The sequence below is a fragment of the Bradyrhizobium sp. 2S1 genome, assembly GCF_011516625.5.
Taxonomy (GTDB): Bacteria; Pseudomonadota; Alphaproteobacteria; order Rhizobiales; family Xanthobacteraceae; genus Bradyrhizobium; species Bradyrhizobium septentrionale.
Genome location: NZ_CP147717.1, coordinates 673,885 through 699,808, shown reverse-complemented (window position 1 = coordinate 699,808; position 25,924 = coordinate 673,885). Strand labels below are relative to the sequence as shown.

Here is a 25,924-nt window from a genome sequence, read left to right as displayed (position 1 = left end):
CATGGATTCACGGATCATGGACGTTCTCGCCGACCGCGTGCTCGAACTCGGGCCGACCCCGGCCGCCGACAGCCCGTACAAGAATTTCAAGCTGACGCGCGACGAGGACGGCATCGCCTGGCTGCTGTTCGATCGCGCCGGCGCCAGCGCCAACACATTGTCCGCCGATCTGCTCGAGGAGCTCGACGCCATCGTCGCGGCGCTGGAAAACCAGCGGCCGGCCGGCCTCGTGGTGCGCTCCGCGAAAAAGAGCGGCTTCATCGCCGGCGCCGACGTCAATGAGTTTCGCGGCGCCAGCGACCCGCGCGCGGTCGAGACCGAGATCGGCCGGGCGCATGCCGTGATCGACCGGCTGGAGGCGCTGCGCGTGCCGTCGGTCGCCGTCATCCACGGCTTCTGCCTCGGCGGCGGCCTCGAGGTCGCGCTGGCCTGCCAGATGCGGATCGCGATCGATGATGCGCGGTTCGGCTTCCCCGAGGTGATGCTCGGGCTGCATCCCGGCCTCGGCGGCACGGTGCGCTTCACCGAGCTGGTCAATCCGATGCAGGCGATGACCTTGATGTTGACCGGCAAGACGATCGACGCGCGCCGCGCCAAGTCGCTCGGTCTGGTCGATGCCGTCACCCAGGAGCGCCATGTCCGCAACGCGGTGAAGGACGCGGTGTTCGGCCGGCTGAAGCGCGCCAAGCCGGGCGCGCTCAATACCATCCTCAATTTCGGTCCGGTCAGGGGCTTCCTGGCCTCGCGAATGCGCAGCGAGGCCGAGAAGGCCGCGCCGCGCAAGCACTATCCGGCGCCCTCAGCGCTGATCGATCTCTGGGAGAAGCACGCCGGCAACCGTGCGGCGATGCTGAATGCGGAGAAGGCCTCGTTCGCCAATCTGATGGTGACGCCGACCGCGCAGAACCTGATCCGCGTCGTCTTCCTGCGCGAGCAGATGAAGAAGGCGGCGGGCGGCGGCAACAAGGTGCAGCACGTCCATGTCATCGGCGCCGGCGCGATGGGCGGCGATATCGCGGCCTGGTGCGCCAACCAGGACATGCGCGTCACGCTCGCCGACATGAAGGCCGAACCGATTGCGGGCGCGATGAAGCGGGCGTCGGAGCTCTTCGGCAAGATCATGCGCAGGAAGATCGACCAGCGCGACGCTCTGGACCGGCTGATCCCCGACATGGACGGCGAGGGCGTCCGCAACGCCGATGTGATCATCGAGGCGGTGCCGGAAAAGCTCGAGCTGAAGCAGAAGGTCTATGCCTCGCTCGAACCGAAGATGAAGCAGGGCGCGATCCTCGCCACCAACACGTCGAGCATTCCGCTGCAGGATCTGCGCACCACGCTGGCACGGCCGGAGCGGCTGCTCGGCCTGCACTTCTTCAACCCGGTGTCGCGGCTGCAACTCGTCGAGGTCGTCAGCCATGATGGCACCGATGCGGCCATGCTCAAGGAGGCGCTGGCCTTTGTCGGCGCCGTCGACCGCCTGCCGCTGCCGGTGAAGAGCTCGCCGGGCTTTCTCGTCAACCGCGCGCTGACACCCTACATGCTGGAAGCGATGATGATGCTGGACGAAAAGACCGACCAGCGCCTGATCGATGCGGCGGCCGTCGAGTTCGGCATGCCGATGGGCCCGATCGAGCTCGCCGACCAGGTCGGCCTCGATATCTGCCTCGATGTCGGCGACATGCTGCGCTCGAAGTTCGGCGATACGCTGCCGCCGACGCCGGCGTGGCTGCGCGAGAAGGTCGCCAAGGGCGAGCTCGGGCGCAAGACCGGCAAGGGTTTCTACACCTGGAAGGACGGCAAGGCCGAGAAGGCGCCGCTGCCGGAGACCGGTCCGAAGGTGACGGACGAGATGATCGATCGCCTGGTGCTGCCGATCTCGAACGTCTGCGTCGCCGCCTTGCGCGAGGGCATTGTCGACAATGCCGACATGGTCGACGGCGCGATGATCTTCGGCACCGGCTATGCGCCGTTCCGCGGCGGCCCGCTCAATTATGCGCGCAGTCGCGGCGTCGACAATGTGGTGTCGACGATGCAGGCGCTGATGCGTAAGTTTGGCGGACGGTTTGCACCGGATACCGGCTGGGAGGCCTTCAAGTGACCGAGACCCAAGCGCCCGAAACTCACGTCCACGCGCCGCCGATCAACGGCAACGAGCCGCAGGGCGATCTCTGCATCCGCACGCTGGCGATGCCGGCCGACACCAATGCCAATGGCGATATCTTCGGCGGCTGGCTGCTCAGCCAGATGGACGTCGGCGGCGGCGTGTTCGCCTCCAAGCTGGCGAAGTCGCGCACCGTGACGGTTGCGATCGAGGCGATGAATTTCCGCAAGGCGGTCTATGTCGGTGATCTCGTCTCGGTGCACGCCAACCTCGTGCGCGTCGGCCGCACCTCGATCACGGTGCATCTCGAAGCCTGGGTGCTGCGCCGCCGCGAGCAGCAGTCGATCCTCGTGACCGACGGCAATTTCACCTACGTCTCGATCGACGAGCAGGGCCATCCGCAACCGATCCAGCGCGACGGCGCGACGATCGAGACCTGAACTCTTCGCGCGCCTGTGTCGCTGATTCGGCGCGAGAGCAAACGCGACGAAACTGAGTCCAGAGCCTGGTTTGATTGCAAAAGCGCCGCTTCGGCTCGCAAAAACAACGTAGGAACAAACAGCCAGTGACTCCGTTGTCGGCCCGGAGTCAAACCGAGGCCGACAATGTCCGACAGTTACGTGATCGAAGTGAGTTCTCAGACAGCGGGTATCGTGGTGCGAGATAGGCGTGGTTATCAGTTCTTTGCTGCGTCGCAACTTTTCCAGCGTCTGGAAGGCCAGATCTTCCGCAACGCCCGCGAGGCTGAGCGCGCGGCGCGCCGGCTCCTCACCGGGTCAGCCCGTGCTGATGGCGTCGTAACTGACCTTGGCGCGTCATTTGCGTGTGCCGCAATTGCCTGTATGGATGCATCCGGGCTCACGGAAGCATCTCTCGGATGTCACAGGCACATGGCAGAGCGTCGCAGACGCAAGACAAGGCGCTGTTGTTCGATATCGACGGCACGCTCGCCGATACCGATCCGCTCCATCTGGCAGCGTTCAACCGCGTACTCGGTCCTCACGGGCATGTGTTCGATCACGCGCGCTTCGGCAAGGAGCTGCAGGGCTTCTCCAACGCCTCGATCGGCGATCGCTTCCTCGCACATGAGCCGCCGGATCGCAGCGCAATCATCCTTGGCGAGAAGGAGCGGACATTCCGCGAACTGGTCAGCGGCCAGATCGTGCCGGTGCCGGGATTGATGACGCTGCTCGACCGGGCTGATCACGCCGGCGTGCCGATGGTGGCGGTGACCAATGCGCCGCGCCCGAATGCCGAGCTGCTGCTCTCGGGACTGGGCATTGCGCATCGCTTCAAGGCTGTCGTGATCGGTGACGAATTGGCACACGGCAAGCCGCACCCATTGCCCTATCTCGAGGGACTGCGCCTCGCAGGCGCGTCGGCATCGGCCTCGCTGGCGTTCGAGGATTCGCGATCCGGCGTGCAGTCCGCGACGGCCGCAGGCATCGCGACGATCGGGATGCGAACCGGGCTCAGTCATGCCGATCTGCTCGCGGCCGGCGCGGTCGCGAGCGCGGCGGCGTTCGACGATCCCGAGTTGATCCGCCGGGTTGCATCGGCCATGTCTTGGCAGGAAGCGGCTTGGTGGCAAGCAGCCTGGTAGGAATCGCCGCCACTCACCGCCTCGACATTGCTGCAACGCAGTTCTTAACCCCACTGATGCTTCTCGTTGACCTCGGTGCCGAACGGTCGCAACATGGGAGACTCGCCGTTTCAAGGGGGCCGCCGTGGCCGGACTCTCCCATCGCCAGACTGAAATCCTCAACATCGCGCGCGCATTCGGCCGGGTCATGGTCGAGGATCTTGCCAGGCGATTCGAGGTGTCGGCGCAGACCATCCGCAAGGATCTCAACGACCTCTGCGACCAGCGCTCGCTGACCCGCATCCATGGCGGCGCGATCATCGCCTCCGGCGTCGAGAACCTTGCCTATGAGGCGCGCCGCTTCGTCGCCGCCGAGGAGAAGAAGGCGATCGGCGCCGCCGCGGCCGCGCGGATTCCGAACGGCTGCTCGCTGTTCATCAACATCGGCACCACCACGGAGGAGGTCGCGAGCGCGCTGACCTCGCATGAGGACCTGCTGGTCATCACCAACAACCTCAACGTCGCGATGCTGCTGTACCGCCATCCGCGCATCGAGGTGGTCGTCGCCGGCGGCACGGTGCGCCGCGCCGACGGCGCGGTGGTCGGCTCCACCGCGACGCAGCTGATCGGCCAGTTCAAGGTCGATTACGCCATCATCGGCGCATCCGCGATCGACGAGGAGGGCGCGCTGCTCGACTTCGATTATCGCGAGGTGCAGGTCGCGCAGGCGATCATCGCCAACGCGCGCAACGTCATGCTGGTCTCGGATTCGACCAAGCTTCGCCGCAGCGCGCCGGTGCGCATCGCGCATATGAGCCAGATCCAGACCTTCGTGACCGACTCGCCGCTCCCCGCGGGCCTCGCCAACATCTGCCACAGCCGCGGCATCGAAGTCGTCGTCGCGATGGACAAGCCGCAGAGCGATCTCGACGACAATGCCGAGCCCGCACCGGCGACGCTGCGCAGCGCGTGATCCCGTATCCTCTCGCTGTCATCGCCCGGCTCGACCGCGATCCGATGAAGCCGCGTGCACAACCCTTTCACCGTCATCCCCGCGCAACGGCTTCGCCGTTGTCGCTGGAGGAGCGCGCTCTTGCGCGCGTCGCGAAGGATCGACGGCCACTGCTCGGGCCGTGCACCCTTCGAGGCTCGCTCCGCTCGCACTTCAGGATGACGGGTCGAACAGGTAAGCCGCTGCGCCGGGGTGACGGCGGAGAGATATGGGACCGGGTGCCCCTGCCGCGATCACGCCGCCCAAAAAATCCACAGCCAAAGTTCCCTGTTTTCACTTTGCTTTCGTTTTTGGTTGTGATCTACTCCAATCCGAAAGTAAAACCGTCAAAGCGAAAACGGTTGCCGGGGGAAGCGTTCTTTGGACCAGATTTACGACCTCGCCATCATTGGAGGCGGCGTTAATGGCTGCGGCATCGCGCGCGATGCGGCGGGCCGGGGTAACTCTGTTTTCCTCTGTGAAATGAATGACTTGGCCAGCGGGACGTCGTCATGGTCGACCAAGCTCGTGCATGGCGGTCTGCGCTATCTCGAATATTACGAGTTTCGTTTGGTGCGCGAGGCGCTGATCGAGCGCGAGATCCTCTGGCAGATCGCGCCCCATATCATTCGTCCGCTGCGTTTCGTTTTGCCGCACCACGCCGGCCTGCGCCCGGCCTGGCTACTGCGGCTCGGCCTATTCCTTTACGACCACATTGGCGGCCGTCACTTGCTGCCGGCGACGCGCTCGGTCGATCTGACGCGCGACGTGGTCGGCAAGCCGCTGATCCCGGGCCGCTACACCAAGGGCTTTGAATATTCCGACTGCTTCGTCGACGACGCGCGGCTGGTTGCGCTGACCGCGCGCGATGCCGCCGATCGCGGCGCCGAGATCCGCACCCGCACCCGCGCGGTCGAGATCAGGCAGGTCGACGGCGTCTGGCATCTCACGGTCGAGGACGGCGTCAGCGGTGCGCGCAACACCATCAAGGCACGCGTGCTGGTCAATGCCGGCGGTCCCTGGGTCGAGCAGGTGCTGGCGTCGGGCGCCGGTGTCAACGCGCGCGCCAAGGTGCGGCTGGTGCAGGGATCGCACATCGTGGTGCCGAAGCTCTACGACCACGACCGTGCCTACATCTTCCAGAACGCCGACGGCCGCATCATCTTCGTCATTCCCTATCAGGACGATTTCTCGCTGATCGGCACCACCGATCGCGACTATGACGGCGATCCGGCCAAGGTGAAGGCGTCGCAGGAGGAGATCGAATATCTCTGCGCCTCCGCCAGCGCCTATCTTGCCAAGCCGGTGAAGCCCGAAGACGTGGTCTGGAATTACTCCGGCGTGCGTCCGCTGTATGACGACGGCGCCAGCGAGGCCAAGGCGGCGACCCGCGATTACGTGTTCGAGCTCGATACGCCCGGCGGTGCGCCGCTACTGTCGATCTATGGCGGCAAGATCACGACCTATCGCCGTCTCTCCGAGGAGGCGCTGGAGCGGCTGTCGCCTTACCTCCGCGGCACAAAGGCGCAGGAGGGTTGGACCGGCAAGGCGCCGCTGCCCGGCGGCGACATGGATGTCTCCGCGGTCGTGGCGTTATCAGCCGAATTGGTTCGCAACTACCCGTTCCTTGCGCAACAGCACGCCAATCGTCTCGCGCATGCCTACGGCACGCGTGCCAGCAAAGTCTTGGGCAATGCAGCATCGGCCGAAGATCTCGGCCGCTCGTTCGGCGCCACCTTGACGGAGAGCGAAGTCAGGTACCTGATGGCAAACGAATGGGCTCGGACTGCGGACGATGTCGTCTGGCGACGATCCAAGCTGGGCTTGCGGATGACGGCGGGTGAAATCGCCGCGCTCGACGAGTGGATGCTCGCCAACCGCGTGTCCGGTGAACGTCCCCTCCGCGAAGCGGGAGGACGGGCATGAGCGTCACACTGCAGAATGTCACGCGGACCGTGGATGGCATCGCGACCATCCGCGACGTGTCGCTGACGCTGGAGCGTGGCACGCTCAGCGTGCTGCTCGGGCCGACGTTGTCGGGCAAGACCTCGATCATGCGGCTGCTCGCCGGCCTCGACAAGCCGACCACCGGCCGCGTGCTGGTCGACGGCAAGGACGTCACCGGGGCGGACGTGCGCCAGCGTTCGGTCGCGATGGTCTATCAGCAGTTCATCAACTATCCCTCGCTCACGGTTTACGAGAACATCGCCTCGCCGTTGCGGGTGCAGGGCAAGCCGCGCGCCGAGATCGAGAAGCGGGTGGCGGAAGCCGCCGGCCTGCTGCGGCTCGAGCCGTTCCTAAAGCGCACGCCGCTGCAGCTCTCCGGCGGCCAGCAGCAGCGCACCGCGATTGCCCGCGCGCTGGTCAAGGGCGCCGATCTCGTGCTGCTCGACGAGCCCTTGGCCAATCTCGATTACAAGCTGCGCGAGGAGCTGCGCGCCGAGCTGCCGCGCATCTTCGAGGCCTCCGGCGCGATCTTCGTCTACGCCACCACCGAGCCGTCGGAAGCGCTGCTGCTCGGCGGCGGCACCGTGTGCATGTGGGAAGGAGAGGTGCTGCAAATCGGCGCGACGCCGAAGGTCTACCGCCATCCCGACACGCTGCGCGTCGCCCAGGTGTTCTCCGATCCGCCGCTCAACATCATCGGCATCGAGAAGAAGGGCGCCCAGGTGATCTATGCCGGCGGCGAGCAGGCGCCCGCGGCCGGCCTTTACGCCACGCTGCCCGACGGCATCTACAAGATCGGCTTCCGCGCGCACCAGCTCGAGGTTGGTAGCTCCGCAGCCGGCCGCCACAAATTCTCCGCCACCGTGACGGTGACCGAGATCACCGGCTCGGAGAGTTTTGTGCACGTCCATGTCCACGATTCGAACTGGGTCGCGGTGCTGCACGGCGTGCACGAATATGAACCCGGGCAGGTGCTTGAAGCCGCGCTCGATCCCGAAAACATCTTCGTGTTTGACGCCGCCGACCGCCTGGTCGCGTCGCCCGCGACCGCGTTTGCAAGCGAATTGTATGGCGATTCGCTTGCGGCACGCGCGTCGGCCAGCAAGAGCAATTGAGGGAGATGCCCGATGGCCCGCATTGACCTCGTCGATCTCGCGCAGTCCTACAGCGGCAATGACGCGCCGCCGGAATCCTTTGCGCTGAAGCCGGTGACGATGACCTGGCGGCAGGGCGGCGCCTATGCGCTGCTCGGGCCGTCCGGCTGCGGCAAGACCACGCTGCTCAACCTGATCTCCGGCATCGTGATCCCGTCGCGCGGCAAGATTCTGTTCGACGGCCAGGACATCACGCCGCTGTCGACGCAGAAGCGCAACATCGCGCAGGTGTTCCAGTTCCCGGTGATCTACGACACCATGACGGTCGGCGAGAACCTGGCCTTCCCGCTGAAGAACCGCGGCGTCGCCAAGGCCGAGGTCGATGCGCGGGTCCGGCAGATCGCCGACCTGCTCGACCTCACGCCGTATCTGAATCGCAAGGCGACCCGGCTCACCGCCGACGCCAAGCAGAAGATCTCGCTCGGCCGCGGCCTGGTGCGCTCCGACGTCGCCGCGGTGCTGTTCGACGAACCGCTGACCGTGATCGATCCGGAGCTGAAGTGGCAATTGCGCTCGAAGCTGAAGGCGCTGCATCGCGAGCTCGACCTCACGATGATCTATGTCACCCACGACCAGACCGAGGCGCTGACCTTCGCCGACACCGTCGTCGTGATGCATGACGGCCGCGTGGTGCAGAGCGGCACGCCGGCCGAATTGTTCGACAAGCCGGCGCATACCTTCGTCGGCTATTTCATCGGCTCACCCGGCATGAATATCGTGCCCGCCGAGGTCAGTGGCCACGAGGCGCGGGTCGACGGCCATGTCATCGGCCTGAATCGAAACTATGGTGTGCTGCCGGCGGGCAAGAAAATCGAGATCGGCGTGCGGCCCGAATTCGTCGACGTCGCCGCGCCGGCACCCGGCCTGCTGTCGGCCACGATCGAGCGGATCGACGATCTCGGCCGCATCCAGTTCGCCCGCGTTCGCGTCGGCAACACCAAATTCGCCGCGCGCGTGCCGCCGGGCTTCTCGGTCTCCGGCGATACCGCCGGGCTGATCTTCAATCCCGCGCATGTCCACGTCTATGCCGACAGCCATTTGGTGGAAGGGGTCGCCTGATGGACAAGACGATCAACCAAAAAGCCTGGTTCCTGGTGCTGCCGGTGTTCCTGGTGGTGGCGTTCTCGGCGGTGCTGCCGCTGATGACCGTCGTGAACTATTCGATGCAGGACACCTTCGGCAACAACCAGTTCTTCTGGAACGGCGTCGGCTGGTTCAAGGAGCTGCTCGATCCCTCGACCGATCTCGGCGGCCGCTTCCTGGCCTCGCTCGGTCGCAATTTGTTGTTCTCGGCGATCATCCTCGCGATCGAGGTGCCGCTCGGCATCATCGTCGCGCTGTCGATGCCGCGCGAGGGCTGGAGCGTCGCGGCCTGTCTCGTCATCCTCGCTCTGCCGCTGCTGATTCCGTGGAACGTGGTCGGCACCATCTGGCAGATCTTCGGCCGCCCCGATATCGGCCTGCTCGGCTATACGCTGAACCATCTCGGTATCAACTACAATTACGTCTCCAATGACCTCGACGCCTGGGTCACGGTGATCGTGATGGACGTCTGGCACTGGACCAGCCTCGTCGCGCTGCTGTGCTACGCCGGCCTGAAGTCGATCCCCGACGCCTATTACCAGGCGGCGCAGATCGACGGCGCCTCGCGCTGGGCGGTGTTCAAGGCGATCCAGCTGCCGAAGATGAACCGCGTGCTGCTGATCGCGGTGCTGCTGCGCTTCATGGACAGTTTCATGATCTACACGGAGCCGTTCGTGGTCACCGGCGGCGGCCCGGGCAATTCCACCACCTTCGTCTCGATCGAACTCGTCAAGATCGCGCTCGGCCAGTTCGACCTCGGCAAGGCCGCGGCGCTGTCGCTGGCCTACAATCTCATCATCCTGATCGTGTGCTGGGTGTTCTACACCGTGATGACCAATGCCGGCGCCGAGCGTCCGGTCAAGGGAGGAGCGGCATGATGCATTCGATCCCCGGCCGCCGCCTCATCATGGCGCTGTTCCTGATCTTCCTGCTGTTGCCGATCTACTGGCTCGTCAACATGAGCTTCAAGACCAACGCCGAGATCGTCTCGACGATGACGCTGTGGCCGCATACGCCGACGCTGCAGCACTACAAGCGCATCTTCACCGACGAGAGCTGGTATTCGGGCTATATCAATTCGCTCGAATATGTCGTGCTCAACACCATCATCTCGATCGCGGTGGCATTGCCGGCGGCCTATGCGTTCTCGCGCTACCGCTTCCTCGGCGACAAGCATTTGTTCTTCTGGCTGCTGTCGAACCGCATGGCGCCGGCGGCGGTCTACGCGCTGCCGTTCTTCAACCTGTATTCGGCGATAGGCCTGTTCGATACGCCGTGGGCGGTTGCGCTCGCGCACTGCATCTTCAACGTGCCGCTGGCGGTGTGGATCCTCGAAGGCTTCGTCTCCGGCGTGCCGCGCGAGATCGACGAGACCGCCTTCCTCGACGGCTATTCGTTCCCGCGCTTCTTCATCAAGATCCTGGTGCCGCTGATCGCGAGCGGCATCGGCGTCGCCGCCTTCTTCTGCTTCATGTTCTCCTGGGTCGAGCTCCTGCTGGCGCGCACGCTGACCTCGGTGCAGACCAAGCCGATCGCGGCGATCATGACGCGCACGGTCTCCGCCGCCGGCATGGACTGGGGGCTGCTTGCCGCCGCCGGCGTGCTCACCATCATTCCGGGCGCGCTGGTGATCTGGTTCGTCCGCAACTACATCGCGCGCGGCTTCGCGCTCGGCCGGGTCTAGGATGATGATGAAGCAATCAGGCAGCATCTCAACGCCGGACTTCACCTCTCCCATGGGGAGAGGTCGGATTTGGCGCGGAGCGGCAAATCCGGGTGAGGGGTTTCGCTCGATCGATAGACCGTACCCCCTCACCCCAACCCTCTCCCCATGGGAGAGCGGGCGCAGCGCATCGTGTGGAGGGATTTGAGTCATGGAATCCATCGCATGGATGGCCTGGACGCTGCCGACCGCGATCTTCTTCGCGCTGTTGGCCTCGACGCTCGGCGCCATGACCTGGCTCGCGGCGGTCTATCCGGAGGCCGAGCGGGTCGGCGTGCTGCGCATCCCGACCACGCGCGGCGATCGTTTGTTCATTTCGCTGGTGCTGGCGGCGGTGATCCACCTTTTGTGGATCGGCCTCGTCGGCACCGATACGATCTTCACGCTGCCGATCGGGGAGGGCGTGGAGATTTCGAGCCTGTGGCTCGCAACGCTGATTTCGCTTCTTTCAGCCGTCGCGATTTTTCGCACCGTCTGACGAAAGCGAAGAAGAGCAGATCCGGGGTCTACCCGGGCCTGAGGTTTTGGTTTGTCGCTGCAACCGGAGGAAACTATATGCCACATTTGAGAACGACAAAGGATAGTCTTTTGACTATGACCAGCGCCGCCGCGCTGATCGCAGCTTCGCTCGCGGTCGCCGCGCCGGCGCGTGCGGCCGATGAAGCCGTGATCCAGAAGTGGATCGCGGAATTCCAGCCCTCGACGCTGTCGAAGGCAGACCAGAAGAAGGAGCTCGAGTGGTTCGCCAAGGCCGCCGAACCCTTCAAGGGCATGGAGATCAACGTCGTGTCGGAAACGATCACGACGCACGAATATGAATCGCAGACGCTGGCCAAGGCGTTCTCCGAACTCACCGGCATCAAGCTCAAGCACGACATCATCCAGGAAGGTGACGTGGTCGAGAAGCTGCAGACCCAGATGCAGTCCGGCAAGAATGTCTATGACGGCTGGATCAACGACTCCGACCTGATCGGCACGCACTTCCGCTACGGCCAGACCATCGTGCTCTCGGACTACATGAAGGGTGAGGGCAAGGACGTCACCGACCCGATGCTCGACGTCGACGACTTCATCGGCAAGTCGTTCACGACCTCGCCGGACGGCAAGCTCTATCAGCTTCCCGACCAGCAGTTCGCGAACCTCTATTGGTTCCGCTACGACTGGTTCACCAACCCCGACTACAAGGCCAAGTTCAAGGCCAAGTATGGCTACGAGCTCGGCGTGCCCGTGAACTGGTCGGCCTATGAAGACATCGCCGAGTTCTTCACCAACGACATCAAGGAGATCAACGGCGTCAAGGTCTATGGCCACATGGACTATGGCAAGAAGGATCCCTCGCTCGGCTGGCGGTTCACCGACGCCTGGCTGTCGATGGCCGGCAACGGCGACAAGGGTATCCCGAACGGCCTGCCGGTCGACGAGTGGGGCATCCGGATGGAAGGCTGCCGTCCGGTCGGCTCCTCGGTCGATCGTGGTGGCGACACCAACGGTCCGGCCGCGGTCTACTCGATCACCAAGTATCTCGACTGGCTGAAGAAGTATGCCCCGCCGCAAGCCCAGGGCATGACGTTCTCGGAAGCCGGCCCGGTGCCTGCGCAGGGCAACATCGCCCAGCAGATCTTCTGGTACACCGCCTTCACCGCCGACATGGTGAAGCCGGGCATCGCCGTGATGAACGCGGACGGTACGCCGAAGTGGCGTATGGCTCCGTCGCCGCACGGCTCGTACTGGAAGGAAGGCATGAAGCTCGGCTATCAGGACGCCGGTTCCGCCACGCTCTTGAAGTCGACTCCGCCGGATCGCCGCAAGGCAGCCTGGCTCTATCTGCAGTTCATCGTCTCCAAGTCGGTGTCGCTGAAGAAGAGCCATGTCGGTCTCACCTTCATCCGTGAATCCGACATCTGGGACAAGTCGTTCACCGAGCGTGCGCCGAAGCTCGGCGGCCTGATCGAGTTCTACCGCTCGCCCGCGCGCGTGCAGTGGACCCCGACCGGCAACAACGTGCCCGACTATCCGAAGCTCGCGCAGCTGTGGTGGCAGAACATCGGCGATGCGTCGTCCGGTACCAAGACGCCGCAGCAGGCGATGGACGCGCTCGCCGCGGCCCAGGATTCGGTGATGGAACGTCTTGAGAAGTCCGGTGTGCAGGGTGCCTGCGGACCGAAGCTGAACAAGAAGGAATCCGCCGAGTTCTGGTTCAAGAAGGCCGAGAAGGACGGCACCATCGCTCCGCAGCGCAAGCTCGCGAACGAGAAGCCGAAGGGCGAAACCGTCGACTACGACGCGCTGATCAAGTCGTGGCCGGCCACCCCGCCCAAGCGCGCCGAAGCCAAGTAAGGCAGGCGTACCAGCCCACGCCATCCGAACACGACGAAAGGCCGGGAGCGATCCCGGCCTTTTTTTGTTTTCTCCGTTGTCATCGCCCGGCTTGACCGGGCGATCCAGTACGCCGCGGCGTTTCGATCAATCGCTGGCGTCTCTGGAATACTGGATGCCCCGCCCTCGCGGGGCATGACAGTCTTTGGTCCACTCTACTCCGCCGCCTCGGTCGCCTTCAGCGTCGGGTAATCCGTGTAGCCCTTGGCGCCGCCGCCATAGAAGGTCGCCTTGTCCCACTCGTTGAGCGGGGCGCCGGCCTTGAGCCGCTCGACCAGATCGGGGTTGGAGATGAACGGCTTGCCGAACGCGATGAGGTCGGCGGCGCCGGCTTCCAGCACCTTCTCGGCCAGCGGGAAGTCGTAGCCGTTGTTGGCGACATAGGCCTGCTTGAAGCGCTTGCGCAGCGAAGCGTAGTCGAACGGCGCGATGTCCCGCGGGCCGCCGGTCGCGCCTTCGATGACGTGAATATAGGTCAGCTTCAGCGCGTTGAGCTGATCGACAATGTAGTCGAACAGCAGCTGCGGATTGGAGTCGGAGACGTCATTGGCCGGCGTCACCGGCGAGATGCGGATGCCGGTGCGATCGGCGCCGGCCTCGGCGGCGACCACCTTGGAAACCTCAAGCATCAGCTTTGCGCGGTTCTCGATAGAGCCGCCGTAAGCGTCGGTGCGCTTGTTGGTGCTGTCCCTCGCGAACTGGTCGAGAAGATAACCATTGGCGCCGTGGATCTCGACGCCGTCGAAGCCGGCAGCCAGCGCATTCGCGGTGCCGCGCTTGAAGTCCTCGATGATCCCGGGGATTTCCGACAGCTCGAGCGCGCGCGGCTCGGAGACGTCGGCAAAGGTGCCATTGACGAAGGTCTTGGTCTTGGCCTTGAGCGCGCTCGGCGCCACCGGCGCACCGCCGTTCGGCTGCAACGCTACATGCGAGATGCGGCCAACATGCCAGATCTGGATGAAGATGCGGCCGCCGCGCTCATGCACGCGGTCGGTGACCTTGCGCCAGGCCGCGACCTGCTCCTTCGAATAGATGCCGGGCGTGTCCTGATAGCCCTGGCCCTGCTGCGAGACCTGGCTCGCCTCGGATATCAGCAGGCCGGCGGAGGCGCGCTGGCCGTAATAGTCCACCGCGAGCGGGCTCGGCACCATGCCGGGCGGCACCGCGCGGTTGCGCGTCAGTGGCGCCATCACCAGGCGGTTCGGCAGCGTCAGCGCGCCGAGCTTGAAGGATTCAAGGAGTTTGGTCGGTTGGCTCATGGATAGGTCCCAGGGAGTGACGAATAGGGAAGACTTGTGCATTGCGGCGACAAGCGCAATGGCCGAGGCATTCGCGCACCGCAGGTTAGCTGCGCACGATCCCGCCCATGTGGCCGGCATCGAGGAACAGGGTGTGCGCGTTCACATAGGAGGATTCATTCGAAATCAGGAACAGCGCAGTATAGGCGACCTCCCAGCCGGTGCCCTGGCGGCCGAAAGGCACTGTCACGGCGCGGTCGGTCCGCCTTCGGCTGGCGTCGCGGCCCATCGGCGTATCCATGAAACCGGGCGCGATCACATTGCAGCGAATGCCCTTGTCCTCGCCGGCCCGCGCGATCGCCCGTCCCAGCGCGATCTGCGCCGCCTTGGAGGATTCATAGGCCGGGTTGCGGCCGCCGGCGCGCTGGCTTGCCATCGAGGAGATCAGGATGATCGCGCCGCCCGGCGCCATCACCTCCAGCGCCTTCTGCGCGAACAGCATGTGGCTGCGCACATTGACGGCATAGTCGCGGTCCCAGGCTTCTGCCGTCATTTTGGGCAGCGACACGCCGGAGGAAATGCCGACATTCAGCGCCAGCCCGTCGAGCCCGCCGAGCCTGTCGGCGCAGCGTTCGACCGAAAGCCTTGCCGCCTTCGCGTGTGATCTGCGCGACGGTGTCGTCGGCGGCTTCCTTGTTGACGTCCAGGCAGGCGACCGAGGCGCCCTCGCGCGCGAACAGCACGCTCATCGCGCGGCCGTTGCCGATCGGCGGCTCAGCGTCCACGGTGGTGCGCTGTCCCGCGCCGACCACGATGATGCGCCGGCCGTTGAGGCGGCCGTGGTTCTTTGCCAGTCCCAGCGCTTCCGCATGCAGTGAGGCGGAAGGATCGATGGCTTTCGGCGCGTGGGTTGTGGTCGACATGGCGTGCTCCCTGACGTCTTGTTGTTGTCAGGGAGCAGTAGCACGGCCGTGCGTGCGAGGCTAAAATCCCGCGGTGGGGAATATGTTTGTGCCACGTCATTCCGGGGCGATGCGAAGCATCGAACCCGGAATCCAGAAGTTGTGTGGCTCGAGATTCCCCGGTGCGCAATTGCGCACCTGAGGTTCTCGCTTCGCGAGCCCCGGAATGACGCGCGAAGCGCGTCAGCTCACGCCGAGGAAATCGCGCTTGCCGATCTCGACGCCGTTGTGGCGCAGGATGCCGTGCGCGGTGACGGCGTGGAAATAGAAGTTTGGGAACGAAAACGCGTTGAGGAACTGCTGGCCCTTCAGGGTCATGGTGCGGCCGGGGCCGACCGGGAAGGTGACGTCCTTGGCATCGCCGCCGTCGAACTGCTCCGGCTTGAACGACTTCACATAGTCGATCGTGTTGGCGAGCCGCTGCTTCAATTCGGCGAAGGTGGTCTCGGTGTCGGGCGTCGACTGCACCTCGCTATGCGTCAGCCGCGCGCAGCCCCTTGCGGCGTGATCGCAGACCAGCTGTACCTGCTTGGTCAGCGGCAGCATATCCGGATAGAGCCGCGATCCGAGCAGCACCTCGGGCGCGATCTTCTTCGCCTCGCAATGCGCTTCGGCCTTGCTGAGCAGGCCGGTGAGGCTGTTGAGGATCTGAAGATAGGCGGGGACGACGGCGTCATAAAAGGACATGCGTTGCTCTTCTTGGTTCTGATGAAATCCAAATCTGCCGAACGGCGATGCTGCAAATGGGGCTGCGAAGGGAAGAATACAACCGCGGAAGGCTGTAACACTTGGTCAAATATTTCCCGAGGGGCCCTCGTAATCCGTCATCCTGAGGAGCCGCGAAGCGGCGTCTCGAAGGATGCACGGCCCCACTGGTGGCCGTCGACCCTTCGAGACGCGCTGCGCGCTCCTCAGGGTGACGGTTCAAGCGCACTGCTCGCTACGCAGAAAGCTCAAGGACGTCCTACCGCATCCCCGGCATCGCGGCTTCCGCCGGCTGCGCCCGCGGTCCGCGTATCCGGGCCAAGAGCTCCGTGGTCGGCCAGGAATCCGCGGGCAGGCCATACTTCATCTGCATCGCCTTGACCGCGCTGCGGCTCGCCTGTCCGAGCACGCCGTCGACCTTGCCGACGTCGTAGCCGGCGCGCGCCAGCAGCGACTGCAGCTCCTTGATCTCGTTGAACGGCAGCTGCGCGACCGGCGCGTGCGGGCGCTGCATCGGCGGCGCGCCCGCGATGCGGCCGGCGAGATAGCCGGCGGTGGTCGAATAGATCAGCGAGTTGTTCCACTCGGTGTAGGCGGCGAAATTCGCGTAGGCGAGGAATGCCGGGCCCATCCGGCCCATCGGCAGCAACAGCGAGGCCGGCATCTCGTCATTGGCAAGCGGCTTGCCGTCGGTGGTGGTGACGCCGAGCGCAGCCCATTTCGAGCGCGGCAGCTTGATGGTGAGGTCGGCCTGGTCCCAAGGGAAGTTCGTTGCCTGCGGCACGCGCACCTCCTGCAGCCACGGCTCGCCGCGCCGCCACTTCAATCCGTTGGCGATGTAGTTCGCGGTCGAGCCGATCACGTCGGGGCCGCTGGCAAGCAGATTGCGATGGCCGTCGCCGTCATAGTCGACGGCGTAGTTGAAATAGTGCGTCGGCAAGAATTGCGTCTGGCCGAGCTCGCCGGCCCACGAGCCGATCATCTCGTCGGGCGTCAGGTCGCCGCGCTCGATGATCTTCAGCGCCGCGATGGTCTCGCCCTGGAACATCTCCGAGCGGCGGCAATCATAGGCCAGCGACACCAGCGATTTCAGCGTCGGCAGATTGCCCATCTGGACGCCGAAGTCGCTCTCCAGTCCCCAGAACGCGGCGATCACCGCCGGCGGCACGCCATACTCCTTCTCGGCGCGCGCGAACGCGGCCGCATATGTCTTGATGTATTGCTGGCCCTGCTGCATCCGATAGTTCGCGGCCATGCGGCCGGCGAACTGGGTGAAGATCTGCCCGAACACGCGCTGGCCGCGGTCGCGGTTGACGATGCCCTGGTCGTAGATCAGGTACGGCGCGGCCTCCGCGATCGTGCGTTGCGAGACGCCGGCGGCCACCGCCTTCTGCTTCAGCTCAGTGAGGAAGCGATCGAAGCTCTGCCCGGCATGGCAGGACGCAGCCCGCGGCGAGGCGGCGACCACCGGGCGCGGCCTGACGGGCGCGGGACCCGCAGGGTTGGGCAGCGGCTGCTGCGCCGAGGCGGCCGTCGAGAGCGCCAGCGCCGCCGCTGCTACAGCGATCATGATCGGGGCGCGGAGGGAAGATGCTGGCATCGATGTCACCGGCTGGATCGGGGATAGGGCCCGCCCTGCATACACCAGGGCGACACCGGGCAACAACGGGGGTGCCGCCGTTAGACCAATTGGCCTTCGGCAGTGTGAATAGCCGCCGCTATGATCGGCGGGTGATTCGCGGGCAGGGGTGTCGGCGGATCGATCACGCCCGGAGGGAGCCATGTGGAGTTTTCTCGAGCGTCTTTTGGATTCGTCGACGTTTTCGCCGCACGGCATCTGCCTGCTGTGGGAGCCGGAGCTGATCTGGCTCCACGTGATTTCCGACGCACTGATTGCCGCTTCGTATTTCTCGGTCCCGTTTGCGCTGGCGATCCTCGTCTCCAAGCGGCGCGATTTCCAGTTCGGCTGGATGGCCTGGCCGTTCGCCGCCTGCCTGAGCGGCGGCAGCCGGATGTCCGCGGCGCACAGGAAATCGTGCTCGTCGTCGAGGACGACAGACTGGTGCGCTCCTATGTGCTGACCCAGATCGAGAGCCTCGGCTACACCACGCTGTCGGCCAACAACGGCTCTGAAGCGCTCGTCGTGCTCGACGGCGGCGCGCCGGTCGATTTGCTGTTCACCGACGTCATCATGCCCGGCGCGATGAACGGGCGCGAACTCGCCACCGAGGCGCAGAAGCGGCGGCCCGGCCTGCGCGTGCTGTTCACGTCGGGCTATACCGAGAATGTCATAGACCAGGACGGCAAGCTCGAGCAGGGCATCCTGTTCCTCGGAAAACCCTACAGCCGGGCCCAGCTCGCCCGCATGCTGCGGTGGCGCTGCGCGAGGGGCGAGCGGCAGCTCGCGCGGCGGGAGCCGGCGGAGTAGACGCGATCCCGTAGACGTAGTTCCGTTGCCCGAATGAGCCAACGGGTCGCGCGAACGCGCACCCGATGACAGGCTCCGCGATATCCGGGGCGGGGGTCCCGCATGTCGCTTCGCTCATGCGGGCTACAATCTGCCGCAGATGACCGATCGCTAATCCGCGCCGCGTCGCTGCGACGCACTGGTTCCCCTTGCGGCACGCGCAGCAAAATCCCTACCTCTGCGGCGTCAGTTGTGGCAGCATTCCGCTCGCCGTGAGGGAACCACGATGAACTATTTCCGCACCGCGCTCCTGCTTGCCGGCCTCACCGCCCTGTTCATGGGCGTCGGCTATTTGATCGGCGGCGGCACCGGCGCCGTGATCGCGCTGATCGTCGCGGCTGCGACAAACCTGTTCGCCTACTGGAATTCCGATCGCATGGTGCTGTCAATGTACGGCGCCCATCAGGTCGATGCGCGTTCCGCGCCCGAGCTTTACAATCTCGTCGCCGAACTCGCGCAGCGCGCAAGCCTGCCGATGCCGCGCGTGTTCCTGATGGACGAAGCGCAGCCCAATGCATTTGCGACCGGCCGCAATCCGGAGAACGCCGCGGTCGCGGTCACCACGGGTCTGATGCAGCAGCTCAGCCGCGAGGAGCTCGCCGGCGTGATCGCCCACGAGCTTGCGCATATCAAGCATCACGACACGCTGACCATGACGATCACGGCGACGATCGCCGGCGCAATCTCGATGCTGGCGCAGTTCGGCATGTTCTTCGGCGGCAACCGCAACAACAACGGCCCCGGCATCATCGGCTCGATCGCGATGATGATCCTGGCGCCGCTCGGCGCTGCGCTGGTGCAGATGGCGATCAGCCGCACCCGCGAATATGCCGCCGACAATTATGGCGCGCGGATCGTCGGGCAGCCGATGTGGCTGGCGTCCGCGCTTGCGAAGATCGAGAACGCCGCGCATCAGATGCCGAACATGGAGGCCGAGCGCAATCCGGCCACCGCGCATATGTTCATCATCAACCCGCTGTCGGGCCACGGCGTCGACAATCTGTTCGCCACCCACCCCTCGACCGCGAACCGCATCGCGGCGCTGCAGCAACTCGCCGCCGAGCTCGGTACCCAGACCGCGCCGCTTTCCACCGGCGAAAGCTATCCGCCGCGCAGCCCGTGGGGCGGATCACAGGGCCAGCGCGGCCCGTGGGGCTGAAGGTTCTGGGCTGAATATCCTGGCGCTGAAGATTCTGGGCTGAAGATGGCAGGCGAGGTCACGCCTTTGCCGTCAGCACCACATCGTCCATGAACAGCGCGTCGATGCCGGACTTGCGGAACGTGACGATTGCGTCGGTCGGGGCGCAGACGATCGGCTCGCTGTCATTGAAGGACGTGTTGACGACAAGGGGCACGCCGGTCTTGGCAAAGAAGCAGGAGATCAGCTCGTGAAAGCGCGGATTTGATCTGCGGCTGACGATCTGGACCCGGGCGCTGCCGTCGCGGTGCAAAACCGCCGGGATGAGATCGCGCCGATCAGGCTTGACGGGACATGCAAACAGCATGAAGGCGTGACTCGCCGTCGGCGCGCCGACCTCGAACCATTCCTCGGCGTGCTCGGCCAGTACGCTCGGCGCAAAGGGGCGGAAATCTTCCCGGTGCTTGACTTTCTGATTGAGGATATCGCGCATGTCGGGCCGCCGCGGGTCGGCGAGCAGGGAACGGTTGCCCAGCGCGCGCGGCCCGAACTCCATGCGGCGCTGGAACCAGGCGACGATTTTGCCGCCGGCGATCATGTCGGCGGCATCGCGCGCCGGCGATGTGCTGCGCCGTGCCTTGAGCCCGGCCGACTTGACCGCCGCCAGAATCTCGCGCCGCTTGAATGCGGGCCCGAGATACGGCGTGTCGTTGCCGCGCTCGGGGGAACGCTTGTGCTTTGCGCAATGCACGGCGAAGGCGGCGCCGATCGCCGTGCCCGCGTCGTGCGGCGCGGAAGGGATGAACACGTTGGTGAATTCGCCGGATCGCCGGACCAGTTCATTGGTCACGCAATTGAGCGCGACGCCTCCGGCAAGACACAGATTGTCCGATGGCACCCTGCGCTTGAGGCGGCGGACGGCCGCGACGACCGCGGCATCCGTCGCCGCCTGCAACGCGGCCGCCATGTCGGCATGCCGCGGCAGGATTTCGCCGTCCTCGTAGCGCCCCGGGCCGAACACGGCTTCCATTCTGGCGTGACGCTCCGGGCTGTTGCCGAGATACTCCGGCGACACCCCGTAGTTCACCTCATCGGCACGCATGATCGACTGGAATTGCTGACGGAAAACCTCGGGATCGCCGTAAGCCGCGAGGCCCATGACTTTCGACGCGTCGTAATGCGAGAAGCCGAGATAGCCGCTGAACACCTCCCACAGGAAACCGATCGAATGCGGATATTCGAATGTCTCGACGGTCTGGATGCGGGTGCCGGCGGCCTTCGCCAGCGAGGTGCCCGCGGTCTCGCCGATTCCATCGATGGTGAGGATGGCCGCGTGATCGAAGCCCGACGGGAAGTAGGCGGATGCGGCGTGCGCCATATGGTGAGGCACGAAATGCAGCCGCTGCCGCAGTGAGCGTCCGAGCAGGTCGTCGATGGCGCCGGGCACCTGACCAAGCCGGAGCCGAAAGGTCTCCTCCAGCCGCGGATCCCACCACTCGGCGCGATATCGCTTGCGGCGCTGCCTCGGATCGAACGAGTATGCGACGTGATCGATATCGCGCGCGGTGAGCCCGGCATGGTTCAGGCAAAAGCGGATTGCGCGTTCGGGGAGTTGATGCGGGTTGTCGAACTCGGCTGGCTTGCCGTGCTTGATGCGGTTGAACCGCTCCTCCTCGGCGGCCACCACGAGCCGGCCGTCAACCAGCAGCGCGGCGGCGGACTCGTGATACACCGAGTTGATCCCAAGGATATTCACCTGCGTCCCCCCATACGCCTGACCGTCACGGCAGACTAGAGCGTTCTCGAGCGAAGTGGATACCGGTTCGCGTGAAGAAAACGCGTCAAACAAAAATCTAGAGCCCCGTTCCGATTTTATCGGAACGGAAATGGCTCTAGTCAAGCTGTCCGGAACAGTAAGGCAGCATCGAGGCTGCGCACTGAAGACCAAAAGCCGCAGTTCGCGCCGCTTGAAAACGCGCTATGTGCTCGCTGCGTCGAGCCGCTCGACCTGGCCCTTGGTCAGCTCGAGTTTGGTTGCAGCGACCAGCGTCGCGACCTGCTCGGGCCTGGTTGCGCTGGCAATCGGCGCGGTGATCGAGGGCTTTGCCATCAGCCAGGCCAGCGCGACCGCGGCCGGCTCGGCGCGGGTTTCCGCGGCGACCTCATCGAGGCCGGCCAGGATGCGCATGCCGCGCGGGTTCATGTATTTTGGAATGCTGCGCGAGCCGCGCGGGCTCTTGGCGAAGTCGCTCTCCGAGCGGTACTTGCCGGTCAAAAATCCCGCGGCGAGCGAGAAGAACGTGATCACGCCGACGTCGTTCTCTTCGCACACCCGTTGCAGCGCGCCTTCGTAGCTCGAGCGCTCCATCAGGCTGTATTCAGGCTGCATGCTCTCGTAGCGCGGAAGCCCGTTCGCCTTGGAGATATCGAGGGCGTTCTTGAGCCGCTCCGCCGAGAAATTCGAGGCGCCGATCGCCCGGACCTTGCCCGCCTTGATCAGTTTGTCGTAGGCCGCCAGCGTCTCTTCCTGCGGGGTCGTCTCGTCGTCCTTGTGGGACTGGTAGAGATCGATGAAATCGGTCTGCAGCCGCCGCAGCGAGTCCTCGACGGCGCGCGCGATATAGTCCGGCTTCAGCCCGACATTGTCGTTGCCCATGTCCATACCGACCTTGGTGGCGAGGATGACGCGGTTGCGGTTGCCGCGCGCCTTCATCCATTTGCCGATGATCGTCTCGGATTCGCCGCCGCTATGGCCCGGCGCCCAGCGCGAATAGACATCCGCCGTATCCAGGAACGTCAGCCCGTGCTCCAGCACGGTGTCGAGCAGGCGGAACGACGACGTCTCGTCGACGGTCCAGCCGAACACATTGCAGCCGAAGCACAGGGAGGGGACAGTGAGGCCGGAGCGGCCGAGCGCGCGATGCTTCATGAGTTTTCTTTCGCTTGTTCTTGAGGGCAGGCACCGGACACTGAGGCAGATCGCTTTTGTTTGCAAGGCGCTGAGCGACGCCAAGACCGCTCTGGTTGCATCACAAACGCCGTGCTCGCTCGTGCGTCAGGTCAGGCAGGCTGCCCCTCGGCGCCGCGTCGATCACGGCGCGACTTTCGCAACGCGCAGGAACGCGATTTCATTTGTCGGGCGCTTGATGTAGATTGCCCGGCGAGCTGCCACCGGTCGCGCCGAATTCCGGAGAATGAGCGGCAGCGCACATGGCCATCGGCAGGCCACCACTTCTCATTTCAGTACGAAATCCGCTGCTGCCCGGGTCACGCCCGGGTGAAATGCTTTTTTCATTTCAGCCAAATGGAGCGATTGCCATGCATTTCTGCTTCTCAGGTGAATACACCCCGCGTGCTCTCAACAACATCATGGAGAACCCGGCGACCAATCGCTATGAGGCCGCCAGGAAGTTGATCGAAGCGGCCGGCGGCAAACTGATTTCGATGTACAGCACGTCGGTCGATGGCCCCGGCGTGATGGTGATCTTCGACGTGCCGGATCCGACCGTCGCGCCTGCCATCAGCGGCGTGGTCGTGGCAGCCGGCACCATGCAGAATGTGAAGCTCGTCCGGCTGTTTACCCAGGACGAGATCAAGGTGGTGCGGCAGCACGCGAGCAAGTTGAAGGCTGCCTACACCCCGCCCGGCGGCTAGCGGGCCGGAGGATCAAGCACCGCTGATGTCTGACGTCCGGTGTCACTCTCGCGCGGCGGCGCTACCCGGCGCTCCGCGCGAAGGCGAGGGCCGTTGCGCGCGTCGCTGATCCGGGGCGCGTCAACGGACGGGCAACACGCTCAGGCGGATGTCGCGGGCACGTGCATGCCGGTTCGCAAGCCCCGGCCGGTTGTGCCGTCGCCTGACGTCCGCCGCCTCGTTCAGCATTTTCTTCAGCACCAGCGCCGCAGCCGCCCTCAAGCAGGCGGCGCGTCCAGGTAGACGTAGAGCGCCGCGATCTTGCCGTCCCGCACGATGATGAAATCCACGCCGGTGTACGCAGGCTTCTCGCCTTGCGGCCCGGAGCCCCATGCCAGGCGTCCCGAATTGTGCAGGACCTGCGGCGCGCCATGAGGCGTGTAAGCAACGTGCGTATGCGTCGCCCGGAGATCGCCGGCGAACTTGTCGAGTGCATCGTGGCCTACCAGAATGCCTGATGGCGCGTAGAGCACACAATCCTCAGTGTAGAGCTGTTGAATTGCGGCCCTTCGGCGCACCGGATCGCCTTCGCCGAAAACCTCCGGAAGGTTGCGGGTGAGCAGCGTTTCGATGCCGCTCACATCTGCGCCCACCGAGGGCGGTGCGCCTGTCTTGCTGGCATGCTGGTTCATTGGGGACCTCCTTGCCTGTCCCTACATCATGTGGTCGCAGCCGCCGTTGCGGAACGGCAATGGCGGAAAGTCATCGTTTCCCGTTTTGATGCATCGGCATGGCGGACGCGGGTGCTCTAGCTAGCGCGCCTCGTGCCGATCGCACCCATGCGCGTCCCCACCACATCTGTCATCGCCCGGCTTGACCGGGCGATCCAGTACGCCGCGGCCTCTCGGCTCAACAACGGGTGTCTCTGGAATACTGGATCACCCGCATGCGCGGGTGATGACAGCGGTGGCGATGGCGAAAACAATCCATTGTTGTGCAGGCGGCGAAATGGATTGCTTCGCGTCGCTTGCAATGACGGCTACTATGACGATAGGCAACAAATGGAGAAACAACTCCAATGACCAACCAAGGCCGCCGTTCGCGCCGTACCTTCATCAGCGCCGCCACCGCAGGACTTCCCGCAGCGTTCTTCCTGCGGCCCGCCTCTGCGTCCGACAAGATGACCAAACCCCAAGCCGAATATCAGGACACGCCGAACGGCATCTACTCCTGCGGCGCGTGCACGCTGTTCGTCGAACCCGACGGCTGCAAGGTGGTTGAGGGCGCCATCAGCAAGGACGGCTGGTGCAAGGCCTTTGCGGCAGTGGATTGAGCTCACAGCTCCCGCGCATTCGAGAATGCGAACGACGACACCCGCCGCGTGGTCTCGTCGAGGATCAGGGTGCGCGTGATCGGCGGCTCGGCGCGCTGGCTGCAGTTCTCGCGCTCGCAGAGCCGGCAGTTGACGCCGATCGGGGTGCCTTCGACCTTCTCCAGATCCATGCCGGTCGCATAGACGAGTTTTGCCGCATGACGGATTTCGCAGCCGAGCCCGATCGCAAAGCGCGGCTGCGGCTGCGGATAGGGCGCCACCGGCCGGCGCACCGTCTGCGCGATCGAGAAGTAGCGCGTGCCGTCGGGCAGCTCGATCACCTGGCTGAGCAGGCGGTCCGGCATGTCGAAGGTCGAATGCACGTTCCAGAGCGGGCAGGTGCCGCCGAATTTGGAGAACGGGAAGGTGCCGGAGGAAAACCGCTTCGACACGTTGCCGGCATTGTCGACGCGCAGCAGGAAGAACGGCACGCCGCGCGCATTTGGCCGCTGCAAGGTGGTGAGGCGGTGGCAGACCTGCTCGAAACCGGCGTTGAAGCGCTGCGCCAGCACGTGGACGTCGTAGCTCAAGGCTTCGGCTGCGGAATGAAACGCCTGATAGGGCATCATCGCGGCCGCCGCGAAGTAATTGGCGAGCGTGATGCGGTAAAGCCTGCGCGCGGTGTCGTCGAGCGGACCGGCGCGGCCGACGATCGCGTCGATCGCTGTGCCGCACTCGACAAAGCCGATCTGCAGCGCGAGCTGGAAGCTGCGGCCGGCACTGTCGACCAGTTCGGAGATCAGGAGCTGCCGGCGATGCCGGTCGAAGCGGCGCAGCGTCTCGCGCATCACGTCGACCGGCATCACGCGGGTGACGGTCGAATGCTTTTCGCGCAAGCGTGCGCTGAGCGCAGTGAACAGGCCTTCGGTGGGTACGTTGAGCTCGTCGCGCAGAGTTTCCGCGGCGGTCTCGAGCTCCGGAAAATAGTTGCGGTTGGCCTCGATCAGGTCGCGCACCCGCTCGATCGGGTTGGCGTCGAACTGCGAGCCCTCGCGATCGGCCATCTGCGCCGCCACCAGCGTCTCGCCGCGGCGCGCCTCGGTATAGGCGGCGTAGAGCCGCTGCAGCGCGTGCGTCACGCCGGGGCAGAGCTCGGCGAGGTCGCGCAGTTCCTGCTTCGGCAGGTCGATCTGGCGGAACAAGGGATCGGAGAAGATCTCGTTGAGCTCCGCGAAGAAGCGGTCCTCGTCGGCGGTGGCGAGATCGCGCAGATCGAGATCATAGGTCTCGGCCAGCCGCAGCAGGATCTGCGCCGTCACCGGGCGCTGGTTGCGCTCGATCAGGTTGATGTAGGAGGGCGAAATGCCGAGCCCCTCGGCGATCTGGGTCTGCGACAGCCCCAATTGCTGGCGGATCCGCCGGAACCGCGGGCCGACAAACAGTTTCTTTCCGGATTCAGACGGCATGGGGTGCTCCGTGGCGGCCGCCTTTTGCCTCTCCCCGCCTGCGGGG

Annotated in this window: 25 protein-coding genes and 1 pseudogene; 18 read left to right on the top strand and 8 right to left on the bottom strand. The window is 64.9% G+C overall.

Going from position 1 to position 25,924, the window contains the following annotated elements:
• Position 1 precedes the first annotated feature (1 nt).
• The 12 genes and pseudogenes from HAP54_RS03360 to HAP54_RS03310 all read left to right on the top strand — a co-directional run bounded on the left by HAP54_RS03360 (position 2) and on the right by HAP54_RS03310 (position 12,918).
• Positions 2-2,098 carry a 3-hydroxyacyl-CoA dehydrogenase NAD-binding domain-containing protein gene (locus tag HAP54_RS03360; protein WP_166298749.1) on the top strand — a complete coding sequence of 699 codons (2,097 nt, stop codon included), beginning with the start codon at positions 2-4 and terminating at the stop codon, positions 2,096-2,098.
• Positions 2,095-2,541, top strand: a complete 447-nt coding sequence (locus HAP54_RS03355) for an acyl-CoA thioesterase (protein WP_371261207.1) — start codon at positions 2,095-2,097, stop codon at positions 2,539-2,541. The genes HAP54_RS03360 and HAP54_RS03355 overlap by 4 nt, the downstream gene beginning before the upstream one ends.
• A gap of 165 nt (positions 2,542-2,706) precedes the next feature.
• Positions 2,707-2,886: pseudogene (locus HAP54_RS52420) on the top strand (hypothetical protein); the annotation flags it as partial.
• Positions 2,887-2,978: 92 nt separating this feature from the next.
• The gene (locus tag HAP54_RS03350; RefSeq protein ID WP_166298748.1) at positions 2,979-3,704 is read left to right on the top strand and encodes an HAD family hydrolase; all 726 of its coding nucleotides are present in this window, start codon (positions 2,979-2,981) and stop codon (positions 3,702-3,704) included.
• A 124-nt stretch (positions 3,705-3,828) separates the two neighbouring features.
• Positions 3,829-4,656, top strand: coding sequence for a DeoR/GlpR family DNA-binding transcription regulator (locus HAP54_RS03345; protein WP_166214359.1), 828 nt, complete (start codon positions 3,829-3,831; stop codon positions 4,654-4,656).
• Between the two features lie 399 nt (positions 4,657-5,055).
• Positions 5,056-6,600: a glycerol-3-phosphate dehydrogenase gene (gene glpD, locus HAP54_RS03340; RefSeq protein WP_166298747.1), complete on the top strand. Its 1,545-nt coding sequence runs from the start codon at positions 5,056-5,058 to the stop codon at positions 6,598-6,600.
• Complete coding sequence (locus HAP54_RS03335; RefSeq protein ID WP_166298746.1) at positions 6,597-7,736, top strand: ABC transporter ATP-binding protein; 1,140 nt, start codon at positions 6,597-6,599, stop codon at positions 7,734-7,736. Before glpD ends, HAP54_RS03335 begins: the two co-directional genes overlap by 4 nt.
• Positions 7,737-7,748: 12 nt before the next feature.
• Positions 7,749-8,834, top strand: a complete 1,086-nt coding sequence (locus HAP54_RS03330; RefSeq protein WP_166298745.1) for an ABC transporter ATP-binding protein — start codon at positions 7,749-7,751, stop codon at positions 8,832-8,834.
• Positions 8,834-9,736, top strand: coding sequence for a carbohydrate ABC transporter permease (locus tag HAP54_RS03325; protein ID WP_029082997.1), 903 nt, complete (start codon positions 8,834-8,836; stop codon positions 9,734-9,736). The genes HAP54_RS03330 and HAP54_RS03325 overlap by 1 nt, the downstream gene beginning before the upstream one ends.
• On the top strand, positions 9,736-10,542 hold the full coding sequence (locus tag HAP54_RS03320; RefSeq protein ID WP_029082996.1) for a carbohydrate ABC transporter permease: 807 nt from the start codon (positions 9,736-9,738) through the stop codon (positions 10,540-10,542). Before HAP54_RS03325 ends, HAP54_RS03320 begins: the two co-directional genes overlap by 1 nt.
• 190 nt (positions 10,543-10,732) lie before the next feature.
• The gene (locus HAP54_RS03315; protein ID WP_029082995.1) at positions 10,733-11,059 is read left to right on the top strand and encodes a DUF2160 domain-containing protein; all 327 of its coding nucleotides are present in this window, start codon (positions 10,733-10,735) and stop codon (positions 11,057-11,059) included.
• A 116-nt stretch (positions 11,060-11,175) separates the two neighbouring features.
• On the top strand, positions 11,176-12,918 hold the full coding sequence (locus HAP54_RS03310; protein WP_166307367.1) for an ABC transporter substrate-binding protein: 1,743 nt from the start codon (positions 11,176-11,178) through the stop codon (positions 12,916-12,918).
• A 194-nt stretch (positions 12,919-13,112) separates the two neighbouring features.
• On the opposite strand, the gene HAP54_RS03305 is transcribed toward HAP54_RS03310, so the two are convergent.
• Both HAP54_RS03305 and HAP54_RS03300 read right to left on the bottom strand, forming a co-directional pair.
• The gene (locus HAP54_RS03305; RefSeq protein WP_166298744.1) at positions 13,113-14,216 is read right to left on the bottom strand and encodes an alkene reductase; all 1,104 of its coding nucleotides are present in this window, start codon (positions 14,214-14,216) and stop codon (positions 13,113-13,115) included.
• An 85-nt stretch (positions 14,217-14,301) separates the two neighbouring features.
• Positions 14,302-14,787 (bottom strand): SDR family NAD(P)-dependent oxidoreductase, encoded by a 486-nt coding sequence (locus HAP54_RS03300; RefSeq protein ID WP_339156863.1) that lies wholly within the window; start codon positions 14,785-14,787, stop codon positions 14,302-14,304.
• Here HAP54_RS03300 and HAP54_RS03295 point away from each other — a divergent pair.
• Positions 14,774-15,073 carry a hypothetical protein gene (locus HAP54_RS03295; RefSeq protein ID WP_312022751.1) on the top strand — a complete coding sequence of 100 codons (300 nt, stop codon included), beginning with the start codon at positions 14,774-14,776 and terminating at the stop codon, positions 15,071-15,073. The two genes, HAP54_RS03300 and HAP54_RS03295, sit on opposite strands and share 14 nt — an antisense overlap.
• A gap of 267 nt (positions 15,074-15,340) precedes the next feature.
• Here HAP54_RS03295 and HAP54_RS03290 read toward each other — a convergent pair whose 3' ends face one another.
• Together HAP54_RS03290 and HAP54_RS03285 are read right to left on the bottom strand one after the other, a co-directional pair.
• Complete coding sequence (locus HAP54_RS03290) at positions 15,341-15,844, bottom strand: DUF1993 domain-containing protein (RefSeq protein ID WP_166298743.1); 504 nt, start codon at positions 15,842-15,844, stop codon at positions 15,341-15,343.
• Positions 15,845-16,121: 277 nt separating this feature from the next.
• Positions 16,122-17,432 (bottom strand): lytic murein transglycosylase, encoded by a 1,311-nt coding sequence (locus HAP54_RS03285; RefSeq protein WP_166307364.1) that lies wholly within the window; start codon positions 17,430-17,432, stop codon positions 16,122-16,124.
• A 178-nt stretch (positions 17,433-17,610) separates the two neighbouring features.
• Here HAP54_RS03285 and HAP54_RS03280 point away from each other — a divergent pair, with 178 nt between their 5' ends.
• The 3 genes from HAP54_RS03280 to htpX all read left to right on the top strand — a co-directional run bounded on the left by HAP54_RS03280 (position 17,611) and on the right by htpX (position 19,488).
• Positions 17,611-17,943 (top strand): hypothetical protein, encoded by a 333-nt coding sequence (locus HAP54_RS03280; protein WP_414646181.1) that lies wholly within the window; start codon positions 17,611-17,613, stop codon positions 17,941-17,943.
• The gene (locus HAP54_RS03275) at positions 17,898-18,290 is read left to right on the top strand and encodes a response regulator (protein WP_312022752.1); all 393 of its coding nucleotides are present in this window, start codon (positions 17,898-17,900) and stop codon (positions 18,288-18,290) included. The genes HAP54_RS03280 and HAP54_RS03275 overlap by 46 nt, the downstream gene beginning before the upstream one ends.
• A 265-nt stretch (positions 18,291-18,555) precedes the next feature.
• On the top strand, positions 18,556-19,488 hold the full coding sequence (gene htpX, locus HAP54_RS03270; RefSeq protein ID WP_166298742.1) for a zinc metalloprotease HtpX: 933 nt from the start codon (positions 18,556-18,558) through the stop codon (positions 19,486-19,488).
• 58 nt (positions 19,489-19,546) lie between these two features.
• Here htpX and HAP54_RS03265 read toward each other — a convergent pair whose 3' ends face one another.
• Entirely contained in the window at positions 19,547-21,367 is a 1,821-nt protein-coding gene (locus HAP54_RS03265; RefSeq protein ID WP_224741395.1) for a carbamoyltransferase family protein, read from the bottom strand.
• Positions 21,368-21,445: 78 nt separating this feature from the next.
• Positions 21,446-22,396, bottom strand: coding sequence for an aldo/keto reductase (locus HAP54_RS03260; protein WP_166298741.1), 951 nt, complete (start codon positions 22,394-22,396; stop codon positions 21,446-21,448).
• Between the two features lie 281 nt (positions 22,397-22,677).
• Between HAP54_RS03260 and HAP54_RS03255 the strand changes: the two genes are divergently transcribed.
• Positions 22,678-23,121 carry a GYD domain-containing protein gene (locus tag HAP54_RS03255; protein WP_224741396.1) on the top strand — a complete coding sequence of 148 codons (444 nt, stop codon included), beginning with the start codon at positions 22,678-22,680 and terminating at the stop codon, positions 23,119-23,121.
• Positions 23,122-23,378: 257 nt separating this feature from the next.
• On the opposite strand, the gene HAP54_RS03250 is transcribed toward HAP54_RS03255, so the two are convergent.
• Positions 23,379-23,792, bottom strand: a complete 414-nt coding sequence (locus HAP54_RS03250) for a nuclear transport factor 2 family protein (protein ID WP_166298740.1) — start codon at positions 23,790-23,792, stop codon at positions 23,379-23,381.
• Between the two features lie 386 nt (positions 23,793-24,178).
• Between HAP54_RS03250 and HAP54_RS03245 the strand changes: the two genes are divergently transcribed.
• On the top strand, positions 24,179-24,433 hold the full coding sequence (locus HAP54_RS03245; RefSeq protein ID WP_166298739.1) for an iron oxidase: 255 nt from the start codon (positions 24,179-24,181) through the stop codon (positions 24,431-24,433).
• Between the two features lie 2 nt (positions 24,434-24,435).
• On the opposite strand, the gene HAP54_RS03240 is transcribed toward HAP54_RS03245, so the two are convergent.
• On the bottom strand, positions 24,436-25,878 hold the full coding sequence (locus HAP54_RS03240; protein WP_166298738.1) for a helix-turn-helix domain-containing protein: 1,443 nt from the start codon (positions 25,876-25,878) through the stop codon (positions 24,436-24,438).
• Between the last annotated feature and the right edge of the window lie 46 nt (positions 25,879-25,924).